Origin of the sequence: Micromonospora sp. NPDC047467, from assembly GCF_040643095.1 — a bacterium.
Lineage (GTDB): Bacteria > Actinomycetota > Actinomycetes > Mycobacteriales > Micromonosporaceae > Micromonospora.
Window position 1 is genome coordinate 327,585 of sequence record NZ_JBEYTO010000007.1, and the last position, 19,280, is coordinate 346,864.

Here is a 19,280-nt window from a genome sequence, read left to right on the forward strand (position 1 = left end):
GGCCCCCGGACCAGACAGGCCTCAGGCTCACGGACCGGACAGGCCGCAGGCCGCCGACCCGGATGGGGTCGACGGCCTGCCGATGGTGCAAAAAGTGGTGCAACAAGTGGTGCGAGAGGCGGAGGGTCAGCGCTCGGCGAAGGGTACGTAGTTCCGCTCGGGGGCGCCCACGTAGACCTGCCGCGGACGGCCGATCTTGGTCTCCGGGTCGTTGATCATCTCGCGCCACTGGGCGATCCAGCCGGGGAGCCGGCCGAGCGCGAAGAGCACCGTGAACATCTTGGTCGGGAAGCCCATGGCCTTGTAGATCAGGCCGGTGTAGAAGTCCACGTTCGGGTAGAGCCGACGGGAGACGAAGAAGTCGTCGTCGAGCGCGATCTCCTCCAGCTCCATGGCGATGTCCAGCAGCGGGTCCGGCTTGGCCATCCGGCCCAGCACGTCCTGCGCGGCCTTCTTGACGATCGCCGCCCGCGGGTCGTAGTTCTTGTAGACCCGGTGGCCGAAGCCCATCAGCTTGACGCCGTCCTCCTTGTCCTTGACCTTGCGGACGAAGGAACGGACGTCGCCACCATCAGCGTTGATCTTCTGGAGCATCTCCAGCACCGCCTGGTTGGCGCCGCCGTGCAGCGGGCCGAACAGCGCGTTCACGCCGGCCGAGACCGAGGCGAACAGGTTGGCGTTGCTGGAGCCGACCAGCCGAACGGTCGACGTGGAGCAGTTCTGCTCGTGGTCGGCGTGCAGGACGAAGAGCATGTCCAGCACCTTCGACATCACCGGGTCGACCTCGTACGGCTCCGCCGGCACGCCGAACGTCATCCGCAGCAGGTTGTCGACGTACCCCAGCGAGTTGTCCGGGTAGAGCAGCGGCTGCCCGATGGACTTCTTGTAGGCGTACGAGGCGATGGTGGGCACCTTCGCCATCAGCCGGACCGTCGAGATCTCCACGTGCTCGGAGTCGAACGGGTCCAGGCTGTCCTGGTAGAAGGTCGACAGGGCGCTCACCGCGGACGAGAGCACTGCCATCGGGTGGGCGTCCCGGGGGAAGCCGTCGAAGAAGCGGCGCATCTCCTCGTGCAGCAGCGAGTGCCGCCGAATCCACTCGGTGAACTCGGTCAGCTGCTGCTCGGTCGGCAGCTCGCCGTAGATGAGCAGGTACGAGACCTCCAGGAAGGAGGACTTCTCGGCCAGCTGCTCGATCGGGTATCCCCGGTAACGCAGGATGCCCGCGTCGCCGTCGATGTAGGTGATCGCGGATGAGGCAGCGGCGGTGTTCACGAAACCGGGGTCGTACGTTGTCATCCCGGTTTCTTTCAAAAGCTTGCTCACCCCGACACCGGCGGGGCCCTCGACCGCAGGGTGTACCGGCATCGACAGCTGCCCACCGGGGTGATCGAGCTTGACTTCCGTCATGTGGTTCCTCGCTTCGCCGGCAGATCTACGTTGAATTGCCTTCGCTTCTACCGTAATTGCGGTCGGGGTGACACTGCCCGCCGTGGTTCGGCGGTGAGGTATGCGTCACCCGATTCCCGACCCGCCAGCCGGGAAACCCGCCATCCCGCTGTCCGGGACGCCCAGGAACGACCCGAACTGGCCGTCGACCGGTGCTAGGACAGCGCGAGGCGTCGCAGCGTGCCGTCCGCCGCGACCTGGTAGACGTCGAGCTGGTTCGCCCCGGCCCGGAACAGCCGGTCGTCGGTGAGCAGCGCGGCGAATCGGCGCCCGCCGGGGTCGGCCGGCACCACCGGGACCACCGCCCCGACGCGGCCGTTGACCGCGACCGCGAGCTGCGTGCCGTCGGGGATCGCGTCCGGCACGTCACCCCAGACCAGCGCCGGTAGGGCGCCGGTGTCCGGATCGGTGGCCCGGAACGCGGCCAGGTCGGCCACCCGGGCGCTGCCTCCGGTCGGGCCGGCCTGGACCTCGGTGCCCACCAGCGGGTGCGGTGTCGGCAGCGGCGGCGGGGCGGGCACCCCGCCGGGGAAGGTGATCGGTTCACCGGGGCGGTCGTAGAAGTGTTTCGTGGCGTCCGGGCGCGGTGCCTGCCGGGCGGAGCGGCCGTCGACGCGTCCGGGCAGTCGGATGCCGGCCTCGTCGGCGACGGTGGGCAGCAGGTCGACGTGCTCCCAGTTGCGGTCGTCCACGCGGCCGGTCTGCTGCCGGGGTTCCTTCAGGAACATCGGCACCCAGGCGACCTCGCCGGCGGCGGCCTTGATGGCGTCCATGCCGCGGCCCTGCGCGCCCGGGCGGAAGCTCACCCCGTGGTCGGCGGTGACCACGACGAGGGCCTGGTCGTAGAGGCCGCTGGCGCGCAGCGTCCGCAGTGTCTCGCCGATCAGCCGGTCGGTGTAGCCGAGCTGGGCGAGGTGCCGCTGCCGGGCCAGGTCGACCCAGCCCGCGCCGTCGTTGGGCAGGTCCTCCGGGGCGTCGTAACGGGCGCCGGACGGCAGGTACGCCCACGGTGAGTGCGGCATCAGCAGGTGCAGGAAGTGCAGGGTGGGCCGGGGCTCGGGTTTCAGCCCGGCGAGGAAGCTGGTGAACCGGGCCGGCTGGTTGTCGTCGAGGCTGTCCCAGCGGAACTTCGGGTCGTCCGGCACCGGCTCGGCGGCGTCCAGGCCGGCCTCGGCCCGGGTCTGCTCCCGGTAGGAGTCCTCCGGGTCGACCCGGGCGGGCGTCGGCCCGGCGATCTGGCGAAGCAGCGTGCCGGTCTCGCGGACCAGCACGCCCAGCCCCTGTTCGGGGGTGACCGGCTGTTCGCAGCGGCTGGGTGGGCAGAGCCGGGTGATGCTCTCCTGGGCCTGGACGTCGTAGAGGCCGCCGAAGGCGGTGAAGATGTTGTCGGGGTACTGCGTGTAGTGCGGCGCGACGGCCCGCTCCGGGTAGCGGCCGGTCAGCATGGCGGGCAGCGCGTTGGGGGTCCAGCCGCTGACCCCGGTGGCGTTGCGGTACCAGGTCGAGTCGTCGGCCAACTCGGCGAAGTGCGGGAACCGCTGCGCGTCGATCCGGCCGTCGGCGCCGAGCAGGCTGACCAGCGGCAGCTCGTCGAGGATCAGCATGACCACCGGCGGGTGCACGGCCGCGCCCTGCGCGGTGCCGGCCGCGCCGCCGTCGCCGCGCGGCAGCACCACCGCCGAGGTGGGTGAGACGAGCAGGAACAGCACCACGAAGGCCGCCGGCCCGGCGGCGGCCAGTCGCAGCACCCGGCCCGGCGCCCGCCACCGTCGGTGCGCGGCCGCGCCGGCAGCGCCGGCCAGAGCGGCGACCAGCAGCAGGGGTACGCCCCGAAGCGGCGTCGTGTGCCGGCCCACCTGCACGGCGAGGGCGGCGAGCAGCAGCCCCACCAGCACGGTGTGGGTGAGCGCGCGGGCGGTCCGGCCGGCGAGTCGACTGAGCGCGCCGAGCGCCGCCACGGGCACGGTGGGCACGACCGCCACCAGGGCGACCAGCAGCATGATCTGGCCGGGGTCGGCGCGGTGGAAGAGGAAGAAGTCGGGGCTGCGGCCGAGCACGTCCAGCAGCGGCTGGGTGACGACCAGTCCGACCAGCGCGACCACCTCCAGCAGTCGGCCCAGCTCGCCGCGCCAGCCCTGGTCCCACCGTCCCAGCGCCGACGTCTGCGCGTCCAGGTCCGGCGGCTGCGCGTCCGACGGCAGCGGCTGCGCGTCCGGGTCCGGTAGCTGCGCGTCTGGGGCCGGCTCCGCCGGTGGGGTGGCGGCGGCCGGGTCAGCCACCCATCACCGTCCGGTAGAGCGTGCGGGAGCCCGAGGGCAGTTCCAGCCGTTCGGTGATGCGGCCCCGGGCGGCGAGGAGCCGTTCGAAGGTGTCGCGCCGGTAGTCCGGGAACAGGCCCTCGGGCTTGTTGGCCAGCAGTCGGCGGGCCATCGGGTCCTCCGGGTGGACGAACTCGACCACTACCGCGCCCCCGGGTGCGGTCAGCCCGGCCAGCCAGTCGACGACCTCGGGCAGCGGCACGTTGCGCCCGATCGCCAGGTGGTGCACCAGGGCCAGGGCGAGGACGACGCCCGCCGACGCCCGGTCGGCGAAACCGGCGCGCTCGACGCCCCTCCAGCCGCCGCCGGGCGACGGGTCGGCCAGGTCCACCACCAGCGGCAGGATCCGGCGTTGCCCCTCGGAGCGCAGCGCCCGGTACAACTCGTCGACCACGGCCGGGTCCTGCTCCACGGCGACCACGTAGTCGGCGTGCCCGGCGGCCAACCGGGAGTACCGGCCGTCGTTGGCGCCCAGGTCGAGCACGAGGCGCGGGCGGGTGGCGGCCACCGCGGCGACCACGAACTGTTCCTTGGCGACCCGGTCGGACGCGGAGTAGCCGCAGGTGCTCCGGTAGTCCGTCCAGTGGCTGCCCGACGGGCGGTGCTCCAGCCGGCGCACGAGCTTCTCGATGCCGCGTACGGTGGCCGCCTGTAGTTCGCGGGAGTAGCCGGCGGCCCGCAGTTGGGCGCGGACGTCGCTGGTGCTGGCGGCGGCGTTGCGCTGCTGCATGGCACCGTGCAGGTGCACGTGGGTCAGGACGCCGGGGCGCAGCCGACGGGCCCCGCCGAAGAGCGGACGGAGCTGGTCGGCCTCGATGCCGTCGACCTGGGCGCGCAGCCAGGGCTGGAAGTCCACGCCGAGGTGGGCGGTGAGCAGCAGCGGATAGAGCGCGGTCTGACAGAACTGCCGGTAACCGGCCCACGGTTCGCCGTCGCGGACCGGCTCGAAGGAGCCGATGTCGATGAAGACCGGCTTCGCGCCACGCCACTGGAGGTTGTACGCCGAGCCGTCCTTGGTGGTGAAGCCGTCGGCGAGGGCGGTGCGCAGGATCTCCAGGTGCAGCAGCGCGGCGTCGCGCAGCATGCCGAAGGACCACTCGTACGGGTGGGAGACGAACGGGATGCGCTCGTGGCGCAGCACCGCCGCCCACGGTTTCCCGGCCGCGGCGGGCACGAGGCTCGGCGGGGCGTCCTCGGTGGCGCAGAGCTTGCCGGCGGCGACCAGGGTGGGGAAGAACGGGCTGGCCGCCAGGGTCCGCCAGTGCTCGGCGGCCTGTGCGTCCAGCCCGCGCAGCACCTCGTCTCCGACGTGGAAGACCCGGTTGGCGGGGTCGCGGAAGGAGGCCGGTTCGGGGCGTACCCCGATGGGTGAGGTCGTCATCGTCTCCCCGACCGGTTCAGCGCTGGTCGGTGGGCTGCCGGCGGAACCGGCCGACCAGCCGCCGCCAGTAGAGCTTGGCGGCGACCGCGACGCCGGCCACCCCGCCCACGACGGCCTGCACGATCAGGCTGCCGGATCCCGCGTCCAGGTAGGCCAGATGGTTCACCGACCGCTCCTTCCCCTCGCCCGTCTCGACACCGGCGTCCCGGGCGTGCAGCGGCGAGGCTTTTTCACCCAGAAAGCCGGACTTGTCTGCCACCGTACGCCGCTCATCACCGTCGTATCGGCCACATCCAGCTACTCTCAGCCTCTCTACAGGATGAGATCGGGGATCAGGTCCGCCGGTGGTGCATGCCGAGACGCAGCAGCACGAAGCGCAACACGGTGGCGGCCAGGTTCGCGGCCACCAGCACGGCCAGCTCCACCGACCGGGCGGGTACGGCCACGGCCGTGTGCAGCACCGCCAGCGCGCCGCTGGTCAGCGCCAGGCCGAGCGCGAACGCCAGCAGCCCCTGCGCGTGGTGCCGGCCGGCGTGCCGCCGGCCGGTGATGCCGAACGTCAGCCGCCGGTTCGCGGCCGTGTTCGCCACCGCGGTCACCAGCAACGCCAGCAGGTTCGCCGGCTGCGCGCCGAGCGCGCCCCGGGTGGCGACGAACAGCAGCAGGTACGCCAGCGTGCTGGCCACTCCGACGGCGGCGAACCGGACCAACTGGCGGGGCAGCCCGACCGGCACCCGCGCCGGCGGCGCGGTCAGCGGAGCCCGACCGAGCTGCGCGCGTAGCTCGGCCAGCGGCAGCGCGCCGGTCAGCAGCGCCCGCCCCAGCCGACCAATCCCCCGCAGGTCGGCCATGGCGGTGGTGACGATGTCGACGCGGCTGTCCGGGTCGTCGACCCAGTCCACCGGCACCTCGTGGATGCGCAGCCCGGCCCGCTGGGCGAGCACCAGCAACTCGGTGTCGAAGAACCACCCGGTGTCGCGCACCAGCGGGAGCAGCTCGGCGGCCACATCCGCGCGGATCGCCTTGAACCCGCACTGCGCGTCGGAGAACCGCGCGAACAGCGCCCCGCGCAGCAGCAGGTTGTAGGCCCGCGAGATGATCTCCCGCTTGGCGCCACGGACCACCCGGGAGGTCCGTGCCAGCCGCGTGCCGATGGCCAGGTCCGAGTGGCCGGAGATGAGCGGCGCGACAAGCGGCAACAGCGCCGCCAGGTCGGTGGACAGGTCCACATCCATGTACGCCAGCACCGGCGCGGACGACGCCGACCAGGCGGTGGAGAGCGCCCGGCCCCGCCCCTTGGCGTCCAGGTGCAGCACCTCGACACCGGGCAGCTCACCAGCGAGACCGTGAGCGACCTTCAGGGTGTCGTCCACACTGGCGTTGTCGGCGATGGTGATCTGGAACGGGTACGGGAAGTGCTCGCTCAGGTGCGCGTGCAACCTCCGTACGCACGGCCCGAGGTCGGTCTCCTCGTTGTAGACCGGGATCACCACGTCCAACACCGCCGCACTGGTGCTCGACCGCGTCCGAACGGCGGCACGGGGGCCGCCGAGCGCGCTCACGACGCCGCCTTACCGCTGCTCAGGTCGTAGACGGTGACCCCGTCCACGGTCTGCGCCGAGAAGCTCTCCGCGACCCACGCGGCGATCTCCTGTGAGGCGGAGCTGCCGCCGTTGGCCCGGAAGCCACTGCCACCCACGAAGTAGTGGATCTTTCCGTCGGCGACGTACCGCTGGAACTGCGCCAGCGTCGGCGACGGGTCACTGCCGTTGAACCCGCCGATCGCCATCACCGGATCGCCGGTGGCCAACTGGTAGCCGGAGGCGTTGTTGGAGCCGATGGTGGCCGCCACCCAGGTGTACGACGCGCTGTCGCGCTCCAGCAGCTCGCGCAACGCGGCGCTGGGCTCGCGGGAGTCGAGCAGCCCGCCCATCCCGCCGCCGTCCCCGCGACCCTGCCCACCACCAGGCATCTGACCACCGTTGCGCCCACCGCCCGGGAAACCGGGTGCCTGACCACCGGGGGCCTGACCGCCGGGGGCCTGACCGCCGGGGGCCTGACCACCCGGAGCCTGACCACCGGGCGCACCCGGAGCCTGGCCGCCGGGCGTACCGCCACCGGGGAAGCTCGGCACCTGGCCGCCGTTCTGGTTTTGACCGCCGGGCATCTGACCGCCGTCGGGGCGCTGCATACCGCCCGGCGGTTGCCCGCCGGGGAAGCCGCCGCGACCGAAGCCGCCCGCCACGGACGGGCCGGCGCTCGGGATCGAGCCGGTGTGCGGGGTCGCGGCGGTCTGCGCCGCGTACGCCGCCGGGCCCGCCAGAGCCGCCGCCGCGCCGACGCCCAGCACCACCGGCACCAGCCAGCGGGGCAGCCGGGCAGCCAGCAGGATTCCGGCCGCGCCGGCCAGTCCGACGACCAGCAGGGCGGTACGCAGCCACGGGTACCAGTCGGGGCTGCGGCCGAGCAGCACCCACGCCCACCAGACGGTGACCGCGAGGGTGCCGGCGAGCGTGACCGTGGCGGCCAGGGGACGCCACCGCTGCCACCGCGCCCCGGCCGCCGGTTCGTCGTCGGGCGCGGACAGCGAGCCGGACGACGGCTGCCCGGTCGGGCCCGGCCGATCGTTGCCCGGCGCGGGCAGCGGGTGGCGCTGCCGCCAGAGCAGGGTGACGCCGATGCCGACCAGCGCGCCGACGGCCGGGGCGAGCGCCACGGTGTAGTACGCGTGGAAGATCCCGGACATGAAGCTGAAGATCAGGCCGGTGACCAGCAGCCACCCGCCCCAGAGCAGCAGCCCGGCCCGGGTGCGGTCAGTCCGCCCCGCCCGCCCGGCGACCAGCAGCCCGGCGACCAGCAGGATCAGCGCGGCCGGCAGCAGCCAGGAGATCTGACCGCCGATCTCGCTGTCGAACATCCGCAGCAGGCCGGTCTGACCCGAGAACGGGCCACCACCGCCGCCGCCCATCCGGCCGCCGCCGACGCTGCCCACCTCGTCGCCGGTGATCCGGCCGAGGCCGTTGTAGCCGAGGGTCAGCTCCAGGATGCTGTTGTTCTGCGACCCGCCTATGTAGGGCCGGGCGCTGGCCGGGGTCAGCTCGACGATCGCCACCCACCAGCCGGCGGAGACCACCACCGCGAGGCCGGCCAGCAGCAGTTGCCGGACCCGCCGCCACAGCCCGGTCGGCGCGGCCAGCAGGTACACCCCGGCGAAGACCGGCACGACCAGGAACGCCTGGAGCATCTTGGTCAGGAATCCGAAACCGACCAGCGCGCCGGCCAGCATGATCCACCGGGTGCTGGCCGTCTCCAGCGCGCGGACGGTGGCGTACGCGCCGCCGACCAGCAGCAGGACGAGCAGCGCGTCGGGGTTGTTGAACCGGAACATCAGCGCCGCCACCGGAGTGAGCGCGAGGACGGTGCCGGCGATCAGGCCGGCGACCGGCCCGTACCAGCGCTTCACTGTCGCGTGGAGCACGCCGACGGAGGCGACCCCGCAGAGCGCCTGCGGGATGAGCATCGCCCAACTGTTCAGCCCGAAGACCCGTACCGACAGGGCCATCAGCCACAGCGACGCGGGCGTCTTGTCCACGGTGATCGAATTGGCCGCGTCCGAGGAGCCGTAGAAGAACGCCTTCCAGCTCACCGAGCCGGCCTGCACGGCCGCCGCGTAGAACGAGTTGGCCCAGCCGGAGGCGCTCAGACCCCAGACGTAGAGCAGGCCGGTGGCCAGGAGCAGGATCACCAGCGCGGGCCGCGTCCAGGCCGCGGGACGGCCCTCCCGCGGCGGCGGGGCCTCGTCGGCGCGGGTGGCCGTCGGCGGCGGGCCCGGCTCGGCGGGCGTGGTCGGCATGGTGTCGGATCTGTCCATGCCCACCAGCGTTGAGCGCTGGCCTGGCGTGACCCCGTGCGCCGCCTATGCGCCGGCTGTGGGATTCGGCAGGCGGACGGTGAACACGGTCCGGCCGGGTCGACTCTCGACCGACACGGCGCCGTGGTGGGCCTCCACCACGGCCGCCACGATCGCCAGGCCGAGTCCGGTGCTGCCGTGCTCGCGGGACCGGGAGCTGTCGCCACGGGCGAACCGTTCGAACATCTCCGGTCGCAGCTCCGCCGGCACCCCCGGCCCGTCGTCGGCGACGGTGAGCACGGCGCTGTCCCCCTCGACGGTCAGCGTGGTGGTGACAGTCGTGCCGGGCGGGGTGTGCACGCGGGCGTTGGCCAGCAGGTTCGCCACCACCTGGTGCAGGCGGGCGGCGTCGCCGGGGACGGTGATCTCCACCTCCGGCAGGTCGAGCTGCCAGCGGTGCTCCGGACCGGCCACGTGCGCGTCGCTGACCGCGTCGACCACCAGGACGGACAGGTCGACCGGTCCGACCGCGAGCGGCCGACCGGTGTCGAGTCGGGCCAGCAGCAGCAGGTCGTCGACGAGGGTGGTCATCCGGGTGCTCTCCGACTCGACGCGGCGCAGGGCGTGCGCCACGTCGGCGGGGACCTGGTCGCGGCCACGCCGGGCCACCTCGGCGTACCCCCGGATCGCCGCGAGGGGGGTACGCAGCTCGTGGCTGGCGTCGGCGACGAACTGGCGTACCCGGGTCTCGCTGGCCTGCCGTGCGGCCAGCGCGTCGGCGACGTGGCCGAGCATCCGGTTGAGCGCCGCGCCGACCTGGCCGACCTCGGTGCGCGGGTCGGTGTCGCCGGCCGGGACCCGGACGGCGAGCGCGACCTCGCCGCGGTCCAGCGGCAGCTCGGTGACCCGGGTGGCGGTGGCGGCCACCCGGTTCAGCGGTCGCAGCGCGGCCCGCACGATCAACGCGCCGGCGGCACCGGCGATGAGCAGCCCGACGGCGGCCACTCCGGCCTGCGCGGCGACCATCCACCAGACGGTCTCCTGGACGCCGGAGAGCGGGATGGCGACGACGCGTACCCGGCCGTCGCGGAACTGCCGGGCCACGGCCCGGTAGTCGCCCCGCTCGCCGAGGTCGACGGTGCGCGGCGCGGCGCCGACCGGCAGGTCGGCCAGCACGGCGACCTGGTCGACCGCGACGGCCTGCTCGTTGGGAAAGGGCTGCTCGGTGGAGGGGCTGTTGGTCAGGGCCGACGCGCCCGTCACCCGACCGTCGCTGATCTCGGCGACCACCGAGCCGGGCGGCGAGCCGGGCGGGACGGCCGGTCCTCGCCCCGGGAAGGTGGGGCGGCCGGGGTGGTCGTCCCGCATGGCCGTGGCGGGGACCAGTTGGGCGTCGAGCCGCTCGATCAGGAAGTGCCGCAGCGCGATCGTGGTCAGGCCGCCGATGGCGACGCTGACCAGGGCGAAGAGCGCGAGCAGGGCGAGGACCAGCCGGGTCCGCAGCGACCGGCCGGCCAGCCAGCGGCGGACGGCCCGCAGGGGCCGGCGGTCACTCGGCGGGTTTGAGGACATAGCCCGCGCCGCGCAAGGTGTGGATCATCGGCGGACGCCCGGCGTCGATCTTCTTGCGCAGGTACGAGATGTACAGCTCCACCACGTTGGCCTGACCGCCGAAGTCGTAGTTCCACACCCGGTCGAGGATCTGCGCCTTGCTGAGCACCCGACGCGGGTTGCGCATCAGATAGCGCAGCAGCTCGAACTCGGTGGCGGTGAGGGTGATCAACTGGCCGTCGCGACGGACCTCGTGGCTGTCCTCGTCGAGGCTGAGGTCGCCGACGGTCAGCACCGCCTCCTCCCGGGCGGCGACCGCGAAGCCGGAGCGGCGCAGCAGCGCACGCAGCCGGGCGATCACCTCCTCCAGGCTGAACGGCTTGGTGACGTAGTCGTCGCCGCCCACGGTCAACCCGGCGATGCGTTCCTCGACCGCGTCACGGGCGGTCAGGAAGAGCACCGGGACGGTGGGGGCGTGCTCGCGCAGCCGGCGCAGCACCTGGAAGCCGTCCAGGTCGGGCAGCATCACGTCGAGCACCACGGCGTCCGGCTGGAACTGCCGCGCCGCGCTCAGCGCCGCCATGCCGTTGCCGGCCGTACGCACCTGCCAGCCCTCGTAGCGCAGCGCCATCGACAGCAGATCCGTCAGCGTCGCCTCGTCGTCGACCACCAGCACCCGCACCGGTTCGCCGTCGGGGCGGCGCAACTCGATCCGGGTCGGCGCGACCTGCCCGTCCATGACCATGCCCCCCATCGTGGGCATGTCGCCTGTGGCACGCCCATGCCTCAGCTGTGCGCCAGCTGTGCGGCCGTACCGAGGGTGGGCCGATACCGTCACCGGCGCGTGGTCACTCGGACACCCCGAACGCGTCGGTCCGCACGTACCGCATGCTCCAGCCGCCCAGGCCGTCCGGCCGGTCGCGCTCGTAGAGGTGGTCGGGGCCGGGCTGCGTCGGGCCGGTGCCGTCCGGGTGCCGCATGATCCACCGCTGCGGCGGAGCGCCGCCCGGGTCGGCGGGCAACTGCCGGACCAGGCCGTCCCCGGGCCCGCCGACGAAGCGTACGGTGACCTCACCCATCACGCCGCCCCTTGGTGACCATGCCGGCACGCTGGGTGACGCCGGCCCCTGGCTCGCAAGCTACCGCACCTACCCACGGCCCAGGGCGGGATCGGGCGCCCGCGACTCCGTCGACGGTTTGCCCAGCTCGGACCCCGGGTACCGCAACCGGAGGCACCCGCCGCCGGCGGGACGAGGGTGAGGAGTGGTCGATGCGCACGCTGGACGGGCGGTACCAGCTCGAACAGCGCATCGGGGTGGGCGGGATGTCCGAGGTGTGGCGGGCCCACGACCGCGTGCTGGACCGGCCGGTCGCGGTGAAGCTGATCTCCCCTGGTCCGGACGGCCAGCACGACACGGTGGACCGGATCCGCACCGAGGCCCGCAACGCCGCCCGACTGGTGCACCCGAACGTGGCGAGCGTGCACGACTTCGGCACCTGCTCGACGCTGCCCGGTCACCGGCTGCCCTACATCGTGATGGAGTTGGCCGAGGGTGAGACGCTCGCCGTGCACCTGCGGTCCGGCCCGCTGGACTGGCGCATCTCGGTACGCGTCTGCGCGGAGGTCGCCGCCGCGCTGGCCGCGGCCCACACCAGCGGCATCGTGCACCGCGACGTGAAGCCGGCCAACGTCATGCTCACCCCGGCCGGCGTGAAGGTGCTCGACTTCGGCATCGCCACACCGACCGGCGCGCGGGATCCGATGCCGGACGGGATGGTGGTGGGCACCCCGGCATACCTGGCACCGGAGCAGCTCGACGGTGCGCCGGCCACCCCCGCCGCCGACATGTACGCCCTCGGCGTGCTGCTCTACTACTGCCTCACCAGTCGGCTGCCGTACCGGGCAGGCAGCCCCGTCGAGCTGCTGGGCGCGCGTCGGTCCCGGCCACCGGAGCCGCTGCCCGAGATCGACGGGCTCCCGCCGGAGGTGGCCGAGCTGTGCCGCTCCTGCCTGGCCGACGACCCGGCACGCCGCCCGACCAGCCTGGTCGCCGCGCTGCTGCTGGCCGAGGCCGTGGACGCCCGGGTGTACGTGCCGATGGCGCTGCCCACGCCACGCCGACCCGCTCCGACGTCACCGTGGACCGAGCGGGCCGCCACGGACGCCACCGAGGCGATGTCGCTGGTCGACGGGCCGGGCGAGGGCTGACGGCGCAGGTCCACGGCGTTTCGCCGACCCACGGCCGGGTAGCCGGGCGGTGAGCAACGGGAGGAACGCCATGCCGGATCCGAGTTCCTGGCTGCATGAGGCCACCGCGACCGCCGAGGGCGGCCACGTACGCACCGACGATGGCGGGCTCTCCACCGCGCTGGCCTCGCCACTGGCGGCGCACTGCACCGGGCTGCGGCCGGAGCAGTTGTTGGCCGCCGCCTTCGCGTCCTGCCTGCACCACGCGGCGGTGGAGGCGGCCGGGGAGATCACCGACGAGGCGCACACGGTCCAGGTGCGGGCGGAGGCGAAGCTGGGGCGCGACGACGACGGCCGATACCGGGCTGACGTGCACGCCTCGATCTCGTCCGCCGGCCTGAGCCGGGCGCAACTGGCCGACCTGGTCGAGTACGCCGACCGGCTCTGGCCCTTCTCCAGCGGCGACAACAGTCGGCACCGGCTGACCGTCACCCCGGCGGAGAACGGCCGGCACTGAACCGTTCGGCGTCGCGGCGGGCCGTTCCGCCGAACGGTCGGCGTCTCCGCCGCCCGTTCGGGCCGCCTGGCACCCGGCGAACGGGTGACCAGAACCGGTGGATTCGCGCCGGTACGCCGACGCGCAGCCGTGACCAGCTCGTCCCGGCGAATCGGGAATACCGTTCTCGTCTGATCGGCGATGTTGCGCCGCTTTAATGGCTTGCCGCCCGCTCTGCCCCACGAGATCGGGGCAAATTGTGGCGCATGCCACCGTAGGGGCCGATCGCATCGCGCCGCCGACTCTCTAGCCTCGGCAGGTGCATCCCGACGACCCCTCCGACCAGAAGCTGACCGTCGCGCGCCCGACCACCCGCTCAGGCGACGCCACCTCAACCGAACGGACGATCGGCCGTCACCGGGCCCCCGACCCGCCCCGCCGCGCCCTGCTCGGCTCCACCCCGATCCGGGTCGCCCTGGCCACCGGCGTCACCTGCTGCCTCGGACTCGCCGCCGTCGCCACCGCCCGCGGCGTCGAGGACACCCCCCGCCCCGTGGAGCCGCTGGCCGAGGCGGTCGCCGACCGCGCCGCCATCGCCGACGGACGCGCCTCCCGGTCGCTGGACCGCGACGTCGCCCCGGCGCGGGTCGTCCCCACCCCGACGGCGTCGCCGACGCCCACCCCCACCGCCACCCGCAAGGCGCCCAAGAAGCCCGTCAAGCCCCGCCGACCCCGACCGGTCGCCGGGCTCGACCAGGCGCAGATGGACAACGCGAAAATCATCGTGGACGTCGGGCTGGAGCTGAAGATGCCGCGCCGCGCCCTGGTGGTGGCGCTGGCGACCGCCATGCAGGAGAGCAACCTCTACAACCTGGCCAGCGACGTGCTGCCGGAATCCACGCGCTATCCGCACCAGGGCAGCGGCTCCGACCACGACTCGGTCGGCCTCTTCCAGCAGCGGCCCAGCAGCGGCTGGGGCACGGTGGCTGAGCTGATGCGCCCGTCGTACGCCGCCCGGGCCTTCTACACCGCGCTCAACGAGATCCCGGGCTGGCAGGACATGAGCGTCACCAGCGCTGCCCAGGCCGTGCAGATCTCCGCCTACCCCGACGCGTACGCCCAGCACGAGGACCGCGCCAGCGTCGTCGCGGCGGCACTCACCGCCTGAGCACCGACACGCACGCCTGCCCTCACCGGGTCGCGCGGCCGGTCGGTGGCCCCGCGTCCCGGCCGCCGGCCGCCGCCCGGGTCGCCGGTACGCCCGTGCCCGCCGCAGCGGTCGCGGTGTCGGCGGGCACCGGCTCGACGGTCACCCCGCTGAGGACCTCGTCCACCAGCGCCTCGCGTCGCCGGCGCGCGTACAGGGCCGCCTCGAAGTCGCGCCGGGCCTGCACGGCGTCCGCGTACGCCTGCTCGCGTACCCGTCGAGCCTCCTCGCGGGCCTCGTCCAGCTCGAAACGGGCCTGGGCCAGGATCTCGGCCGCCTCCTGCCGCACGGCGTCACCAGCCCGGCGAGTGGTGCCGGCGTCGTCGAGGTCCAGCCGCTGGAGCAGGCCGCTGAGCCAGGCGGCCTCCTGGCGGATCTCGTCCCACTCCCGGGTCGCGCCGGCGGCACCCTCCGCGCGGGCCGCGAGCCGGGACAACCGGATCCCCAGCTCATCCAGGCAGGAATCCACCTGCCGCTGGTCGTAACCGGTCCTCACGACGGTGAACCTCATGCTGTCGCCCCCCCAGGCATCTGCTGTCACTTCCCCCACCTGGATCCTCGACCGCGAGGGCAGCGGCCGAGGGGGTTCGGGAAAATTGTTCAGCATGCGAGCGGCGGGGGTGGGTTGATCCACTCCACATCGCCGATCTGGGGTATCCCGGTGCCGTGGATACCCCCACGTCGACGATGTGGAGTGGATCATCACCTAAGCGTCCGGTCCGACCCGGCCGAGGCATGTCGATCTGGGCGACATGCCGTGGGTTGACCGGGCGGGTCAGCCGCGCTTGGGCAGCACGACGACCCGGCCGAAGAACTCGTCGATGCGGCGCACCACGTCGTTGAAGTCGTCCAGGTCGATGGGCTTGGTGACGTACGCGTTGGCCTGCAACGTGTAGCTGCCGACGATGTCGGTGTCCGCGTTGGAGGTGGTCAGCACAACGACCGGGATCGTCCGCAGATCCTCGTCCTGCTTGACCGCGCCGAGCACCTGACGCCCGTCCATCCGGGGCATGTTCAGATCCAGCAGGATGACGTCCGGTCGGCGGGCGTCGCTGTGCCGGCCCTCGGCCCGGAGGAACTCCATCGCCTCCTCGCCGTCGCTGACCACGTCGATGACCTTGTCAACGTCGGAGTCGGCCAACGCTTCCTCGATCATCAGCACGTCACCCGGGTCGTCGTCGACGACCAGGATGCGTACCGGCTTCGGGCTGTCGCCCATCACTACCTGCCTCGGGTCGGGCGGAACGGGACCAAAACGTTCAACACGTCGGCGGGGAAATCTAGCCCATCAGGACGCGCTGCGGGAGGCCGGGTCGATGCTGTCGGGCTGGTACCGCAGCACCTCGGCCAGACCCGTGACCCGCAGCACCCGGTCGACCCGGCCGACGGCGCCGGTGAGGCGCAGCCACCCCCCGTCCGCCGCGGCCCGGTTGTCACCTCGGACGAACACGGCCATCCCGGTGGAGTCGCAGAAGGTCAGGTCGGAGAGGTCGAGCACCATCCGGCGCTCACCGGCTGCGGTCAGCCGATCGATCGCCGCGGTCAACTCGGGGGCGGTGCTCATGTCCAGCTCACCGGCGAGCCGCAGGCAGACGCTACCGCCGTCACGCCCGGCGTAGCTGACGCTGAACGTCACCGTGCTCCCCCTCGCTCCACCGCTGGTGGGACGTTTGCAGTGCGGCAAGTATACGCAGAGGAGGGCAGCCCGCCGGACGGCGCGGTGATCAACCGGATTGCCGTCGGACGGGCGGTCAACGCGCGGCTCCGGGGCCGGCGCTGGGCAGCCCGGCGCGGCTCAGGGCCAACGTGTGCGCCGCCCGGGGAAAGTCGCGCAGCACGGTGGCGTAGTGCCCCAGGGTCAGGCCCACCGCGCTGGCGGGCACTCCCCGACTGGCCAGGATCCCCACCAGCCACTGGACGAACTCGGTGAACAGCGAGGCGTCGTCGACGTACAGCGCGGCGGCCAGGGAGTCCACGATGTGCCCCAGGTCGCTCACCGTCGCGTCGAGCTGGGCGGCCGTGTACGACCGTGCCGCCGGCACCCGCTCGCGCAGGTCGGTGAGCGCGCTGTCGATCAGCTCCCCCCGACGGCGGACCAGGCTCGCGTACTCGTCGTCGGCCAGGTGCGCCAACTGTGCCGCCGGGACCCGCCGCAGCGCCCGCTCGTCGCCGATCAACTCGGACGCCGAGGGCGCGTCGGGCGCCCAGGCCGCACCGAGCCGAGCCGCCCACCGGCCGTCCACGCCGAACCCTCGCCCACCGACCACCACCGGCACGTCCGACCGCCGACACGCCTCGATCATCCGATGCGCGTGCGGCAGCCGCATCGGCAGCGCGCAGGCCAGCGCCACCGCCTGCGCGTCGTGCCGGTGCAGATACGACACCAGGTGCGCCGCCGGCACGCTGGCACCCAGGAACGTCACCTGCCAGCCGCGCAGCCGCAGCACCTCGGCCACCAGCCGGGGCGGCAACGCGTGCCACTCGCCGTCCATGCAGGCCACCACGACCCGCCCACCGGTCGGACGGGCGTTGGCGTGCGCGGCCACCGCCGCCACGACCCGCTCGCTGATGTGGGTCGCCGCGTGCTCCTGGGCCACGCTCCACTCGTTGCGCGCCCACCGCTCACCCACCTCGGACTGAGCCGGCGCCACCAGATCGAGTAGCACCCGCTCGGGCGGCAGACCCGCGTCGAGCAGGCCGAGCGCAACGTCGATCGCGGCGTGCTCGTCGGCGTCGGCGAGGCAGCCCAGATAGCCCGGGTAGGCGTCGGTCGGGTCGGTGGTGGCGGCGGGGGCGGTCACGCAGGGCTCTCCCTCTGCTCGTCGGGCCCGGCGGGCTGCTCCTCGGCACCGGCGGGCTGCTCGTCGGGCGTCGGCACCGAGTGCAGGTGCCGTGCGGCGCGCGAACTCGGGCCGACCGCGCGCAGCGCCAGGACCGCGATGTCGTCGTGGTCGCCGTGCGCCAACCAGTCACAGGTGACCTGCTCGACGCGCTCGGCCAGGGCGGGCGCCGGCATCCGCTGGCACCCGGTCACGGCGGCGGTCAGCCGCTCCGTGCCGAACTGCTCGTCGCCTCGCCGGCCACCACGGGCCTCGGTCACCCCGTCGCTGTAGAGCAGGCACGTCTCGCCCGGCGCCAGCCGGACGGTCACCTCACCGACACGGGGATCGGGCACCACCCCGATCAACATGCCGCGCAGTGGCACCGACTCGACCTCGCCGGAGCCGCGCAGCACCAGCGGCGGCAGGTGCCCACCCCCCGCCATGGTGAGGGTGATGCTCCCGTCGCGCTGCGGACGCGCCACCCCCAGCACGATGGTGGCGAAACGGCCCTGGCCGTGGGCCTGGGTCGTCTCCAGCAGCGCGTCGTTGAGCAGCCGCAACAGCCGCCCCGGATGCGACTCCACCCGGTGCAGCGCCTGCAGGCACTGACGGAGCTGACCGGTGAAGACGGCCGCCTCGACACCCTTGCCGGACACGTCGCCGAGGAAGAACACCGAACCGCCGTCGGCGAGCCGGTGCGAACCATAGAAGTCGCCGCCGATGCGCAGCCCCGCCTGCGCCGGCCGGTAGGCGGTGCCCCACTGCACGCCGGCCGTCTCGGCTGGCTCCACGGGCAGCAGGCTGGCCTGCAGGGTGTCGGCCACCTCCGCCTGGTCGCGGTAGAGCAGCGCGGTGGTCAACGCCGCGCCGGAACGGGCCGCGAACGCGCGCAGCAGGTGGACATCGTCCTCGTCATACCAACGGCTGGCTCGGCGGGCGACCAGCAGCACCCCCGCCGGGGCGTCCCGGCCGGGCACCGGAACGACCCGGGCAGCGCTGGCCACACCCGCCAGACCGGGCAACCATCCGGCGTCGACGGCCTGCTCCACCAACCAGTCGACGGCGTGCGGCTCGACCCCGGTCAACCCGTCGGCGATGGCGGTCGGCAGGTCACTCTCGGCCAACACACCGCTGTCGACCATCGGCGCCTCGTCGTCGGCCCGGGAGGCCCGCCACCAGCGGGCTCGCCCGGCGCGCGGCGCCAACACCAGCACGGACACCTCGGCCAGGGTCGGCACGGCGAGTCGTACGACCGCGGCGGCGGCCCGATCGGGGTGCAGCGGATTGCCCAGTTTGTCGCCCACCACCGCCAGGAAGGCAGAGCGGGCACGCTCGGCGAGCAGGGCGTCGGCGCGGCTGACGCTCTCGGTGACGTCCTCGACGTACCAGCAGCACCGGCCGGCGGACAGTGGCACCTGTCGGGCGCTGAGCCGGCGACCGCGATGGTGGAAGCCCTCCGCGCCCTGCTCACCCAGACCGGGTATGGCGGCCGAGGCGAGCGGCTCGCCGGGCGTCACCTCGGGCAGCAGTCGTTCGGCGACCGGGCTGACATGACGTACGACACCATCGGCGTCGCAGACGACCAGGCCCTCGCGGAAGTGCTCGACGACCTCGGACCAGGCCGGTGTGCCCTGATCGCGGTCGGGGGCCAGCGCCGGCAGCGCGGCGGTGGACCAGGACTGGGCGTCGGCGGACCACGCCTGCGGCCGTGTGGTGCTCGGCGTGGAGATCCGTCCGTCGCCCGGGTCCCAGTCCCTGACGTCGGATGCAGTCACCAGCTGAGCCTCACTCCTTGTCGTCCACCCGAACCCGTCCCGGAACCGGCGTCTGTGGTCAAATCTGTTCGGCCAACCCTACGCCGATCCGCCACCTGCGGCACCTCACGGCAGCTCGCGGGCCTCCGGTCGCGTACCGGGCGGGGCCGGTCGACCGTTGTTACGATCCCCTTCAACCGGCCGGGCCGGAGGCATCCGGAAGGGCGTGATCGTGCTATCCCCAGGGCTGCGACCCGACGCGAC

The 19,280-nt window shown here is 73.3% G+C and carries 17 protein-coding genes; 3 read left to right on the top strand and 14 right to left on the bottom strand.

Annotated features, from left to right (window positions below):
* Nucleotides 1-126: 126 nt before the first annotated feature.
* The 9 genes from ABZ780_RS21510 to ABZ780_RS21550 all read right to left on the bottom strand — a co-directional run bounded on the left by ABZ780_RS21510 (nucleotide 127) and on the right by ABZ780_RS21550 (nucleotide 11,628).
* Nucleotides 127-1,410 (bottom strand): citrate synthase, encoded by a 1,284-nt coding sequence (locus tag ABZ780_RS21510; protein ID WP_357001766.1) that lies wholly within the window; start codon nucleotides 1,408-1,410, stop codon nucleotides 127-129.
* A gap of 194 nt (nucleotides 1,411-1,604) precedes the next feature.
* Nucleotides 1,605-3,623, bottom strand: coding sequence for a sulfatase-like hydrolase/transferase (locus ABZ780_RS21515; protein WP_357487212.1), 2,019 nt, complete (start codon nucleotides 3,621-3,623; stop codon nucleotides 1,605-1,607).
* Between the two features lie 97 nt (nucleotides 3,624-3,720).
* On the bottom strand, nucleotides 3,721-5,148 hold the full coding sequence (locus tag ABZ780_RS21520) for a methyltransferase (RefSeq protein ID WP_357487160.1): 1,428 nt from the start codon (nucleotides 5,146-5,148) through the stop codon (nucleotides 3,721-3,723).
* 16 nt (nucleotides 5,149-5,164) lie between these two features.
* A complete protein-coding gene (locus tag ABZ780_RS21525; RefSeq protein WP_306271253.1) occupies nucleotides 5,165-5,314 on the bottom strand; it encodes a hypothetical protein in 150 nt (49 codons plus the stop codon).
* Nucleotides 5,315-5,480: 166 nt separating this feature from the next.
* The gene (locus ABZ780_RS21530; protein ID WP_357487162.1) at nucleotides 5,481-6,710 is read right to left on the bottom strand and encodes a glycosyltransferase; all 1,230 of its coding nucleotides are present in this window, start codon (nucleotides 6,708-6,710) and stop codon (nucleotides 5,481-5,483) included.
* Nucleotides 6,707-9,019 carry a glycosyltransferase family 39 protein gene (locus ABZ780_RS21535; protein ID WP_357487164.1) on the bottom strand — a complete coding sequence of 771 codons (2,313 nt, stop codon included), beginning with the start codon at nucleotides 9,017-9,019 and terminating at the stop codon, nucleotides 6,707-6,709. The genes ABZ780_RS21530 and ABZ780_RS21535 overlap by 4 nt, the downstream gene beginning before the upstream one ends.
* A gap of 45 nt (nucleotides 9,020-9,064) precedes the next feature.
* On the bottom strand, nucleotides 9,065-10,570 hold the full coding sequence (locus tag ABZ780_RS21540; RefSeq protein WP_357487166.1) for a HAMP domain-containing sensor histidine kinase: 1,506 nt from the start codon (nucleotides 10,568-10,570) through the stop codon (nucleotides 9,065-9,067).
* Entirely contained in the window at nucleotides 10,548-11,294 is a 747-nt protein-coding gene (locus ABZ780_RS21545; RefSeq protein ID WP_357001778.1) for a response regulator transcription factor, read from the bottom strand. Before ABZ780_RS21545 ends, ABZ780_RS21540 begins: the two co-directional genes overlap by 23 nt.
* Nucleotides 11,295-11,397: 103 nt before the next feature.
* The gene (locus ABZ780_RS21550; RefSeq protein ID WP_357001780.1) at nucleotides 11,398-11,628 is read right to left on the bottom strand and encodes a hypothetical protein; all 231 of its coding nucleotides are present in this window, start codon (nucleotides 11,626-11,628) and stop codon (nucleotides 11,398-11,400) included.
* A gap of 191 nt (nucleotides 11,629-11,819) precedes the next feature.
* On the opposite strand from ABZ780_RS21550, the gene ABZ780_RS21555 reads away from it, so the two are divergent.
* The 3 genes from ABZ780_RS21555 to ABZ780_RS21565 all read left to right on the top strand — a co-directional run bounded on the left by ABZ780_RS21555 (nucleotide 11,820) and on the right by ABZ780_RS21565 (nucleotide 14,401).
* Complete coding sequence (locus ABZ780_RS21555; protein WP_357487167.1) at nucleotides 11,820-12,758, top strand: serine/threonine-protein kinase; 939 nt, start codon at nucleotides 11,820-11,822, stop codon at nucleotides 12,756-12,758.
* Between the two features lie 70 nt (nucleotides 12,759-12,828).
* Complete coding sequence (locus ABZ780_RS21560; RefSeq protein WP_357001784.1) at nucleotides 12,829-13,254, top strand: OsmC family protein; 426 nt, start codon at nucleotides 12,829-12,831, stop codon at nucleotides 13,252-13,254.
* A gap of 298 nt (nucleotides 13,255-13,552) precedes the next feature.
* Nucleotides 13,553-14,401 (top strand): hypothetical protein, encoded by an 849-nt coding sequence (locus ABZ780_RS21565; protein ID WP_357487168.1) that lies wholly within the window; start codon nucleotides 13,553-13,555, stop codon nucleotides 14,399-14,401.
* A gap of 22 nt (nucleotides 14,402-14,423) precedes the next feature.
* On the opposite strand, the gene ABZ780_RS21570 is transcribed toward ABZ780_RS21565, so the two are convergent.
* The 5 genes from ABZ780_RS21570 to ABZ780_RS21590 form a co-directional block, all read right to left on the bottom strand.
* Nucleotides 14,424-14,951: an ATPase gene (locus ABZ780_RS21570; protein ID WP_357487169.1), complete on the bottom strand. Its 528-nt coding sequence runs from the start codon at nucleotides 14,949-14,951 to the stop codon at nucleotides 14,424-14,426.
* Between the two features lie 264 nt (nucleotides 14,952-15,215).
* Nucleotides 15,216-15,659, bottom strand: a complete 444-nt coding sequence (locus ABZ780_RS21575) for a response regulator (protein ID WP_357001791.1) — start codon at nucleotides 15,657-15,659, stop codon at nucleotides 15,216-15,218.
* Nucleotides 15,660-15,728: 69 nt separating this feature from the next.
* The gene (locus ABZ780_RS21580) at nucleotides 15,729-16,076 is read right to left on the bottom strand and encodes an STAS domain-containing protein (RefSeq protein WP_357001793.1); all 348 of its coding nucleotides are present in this window, start codon (nucleotides 16,074-16,076) and stop codon (nucleotides 15,729-15,731) included.
* 115 nt (nucleotides 16,077-16,191) lie between these two features.
* The gene (locus ABZ780_RS21585) at nucleotides 16,192-17,241 is read right to left on the bottom strand and encodes a cobalamin-dependent protein (RefSeq protein WP_357487170.1); all 1,050 of its coding nucleotides are present in this window, start codon (nucleotides 17,239-17,241) and stop codon (nucleotides 16,192-16,194) included.
* Nucleotides 17,238-19,037, bottom strand: a complete 1,800-nt coding sequence (locus tag ABZ780_RS21590) for a PP2C family protein-serine/threonine phosphatase (RefSeq protein ID WP_357487171.1) — start codon at nucleotides 19,035-19,037, stop codon at nucleotides 17,238-17,240. Before ABZ780_RS21590 ends, ABZ780_RS21585 begins: the two co-directional genes overlap by 4 nt.
* Between the last annotated feature and the right edge of the window lie 243 nt (nucleotides 19,038-19,280).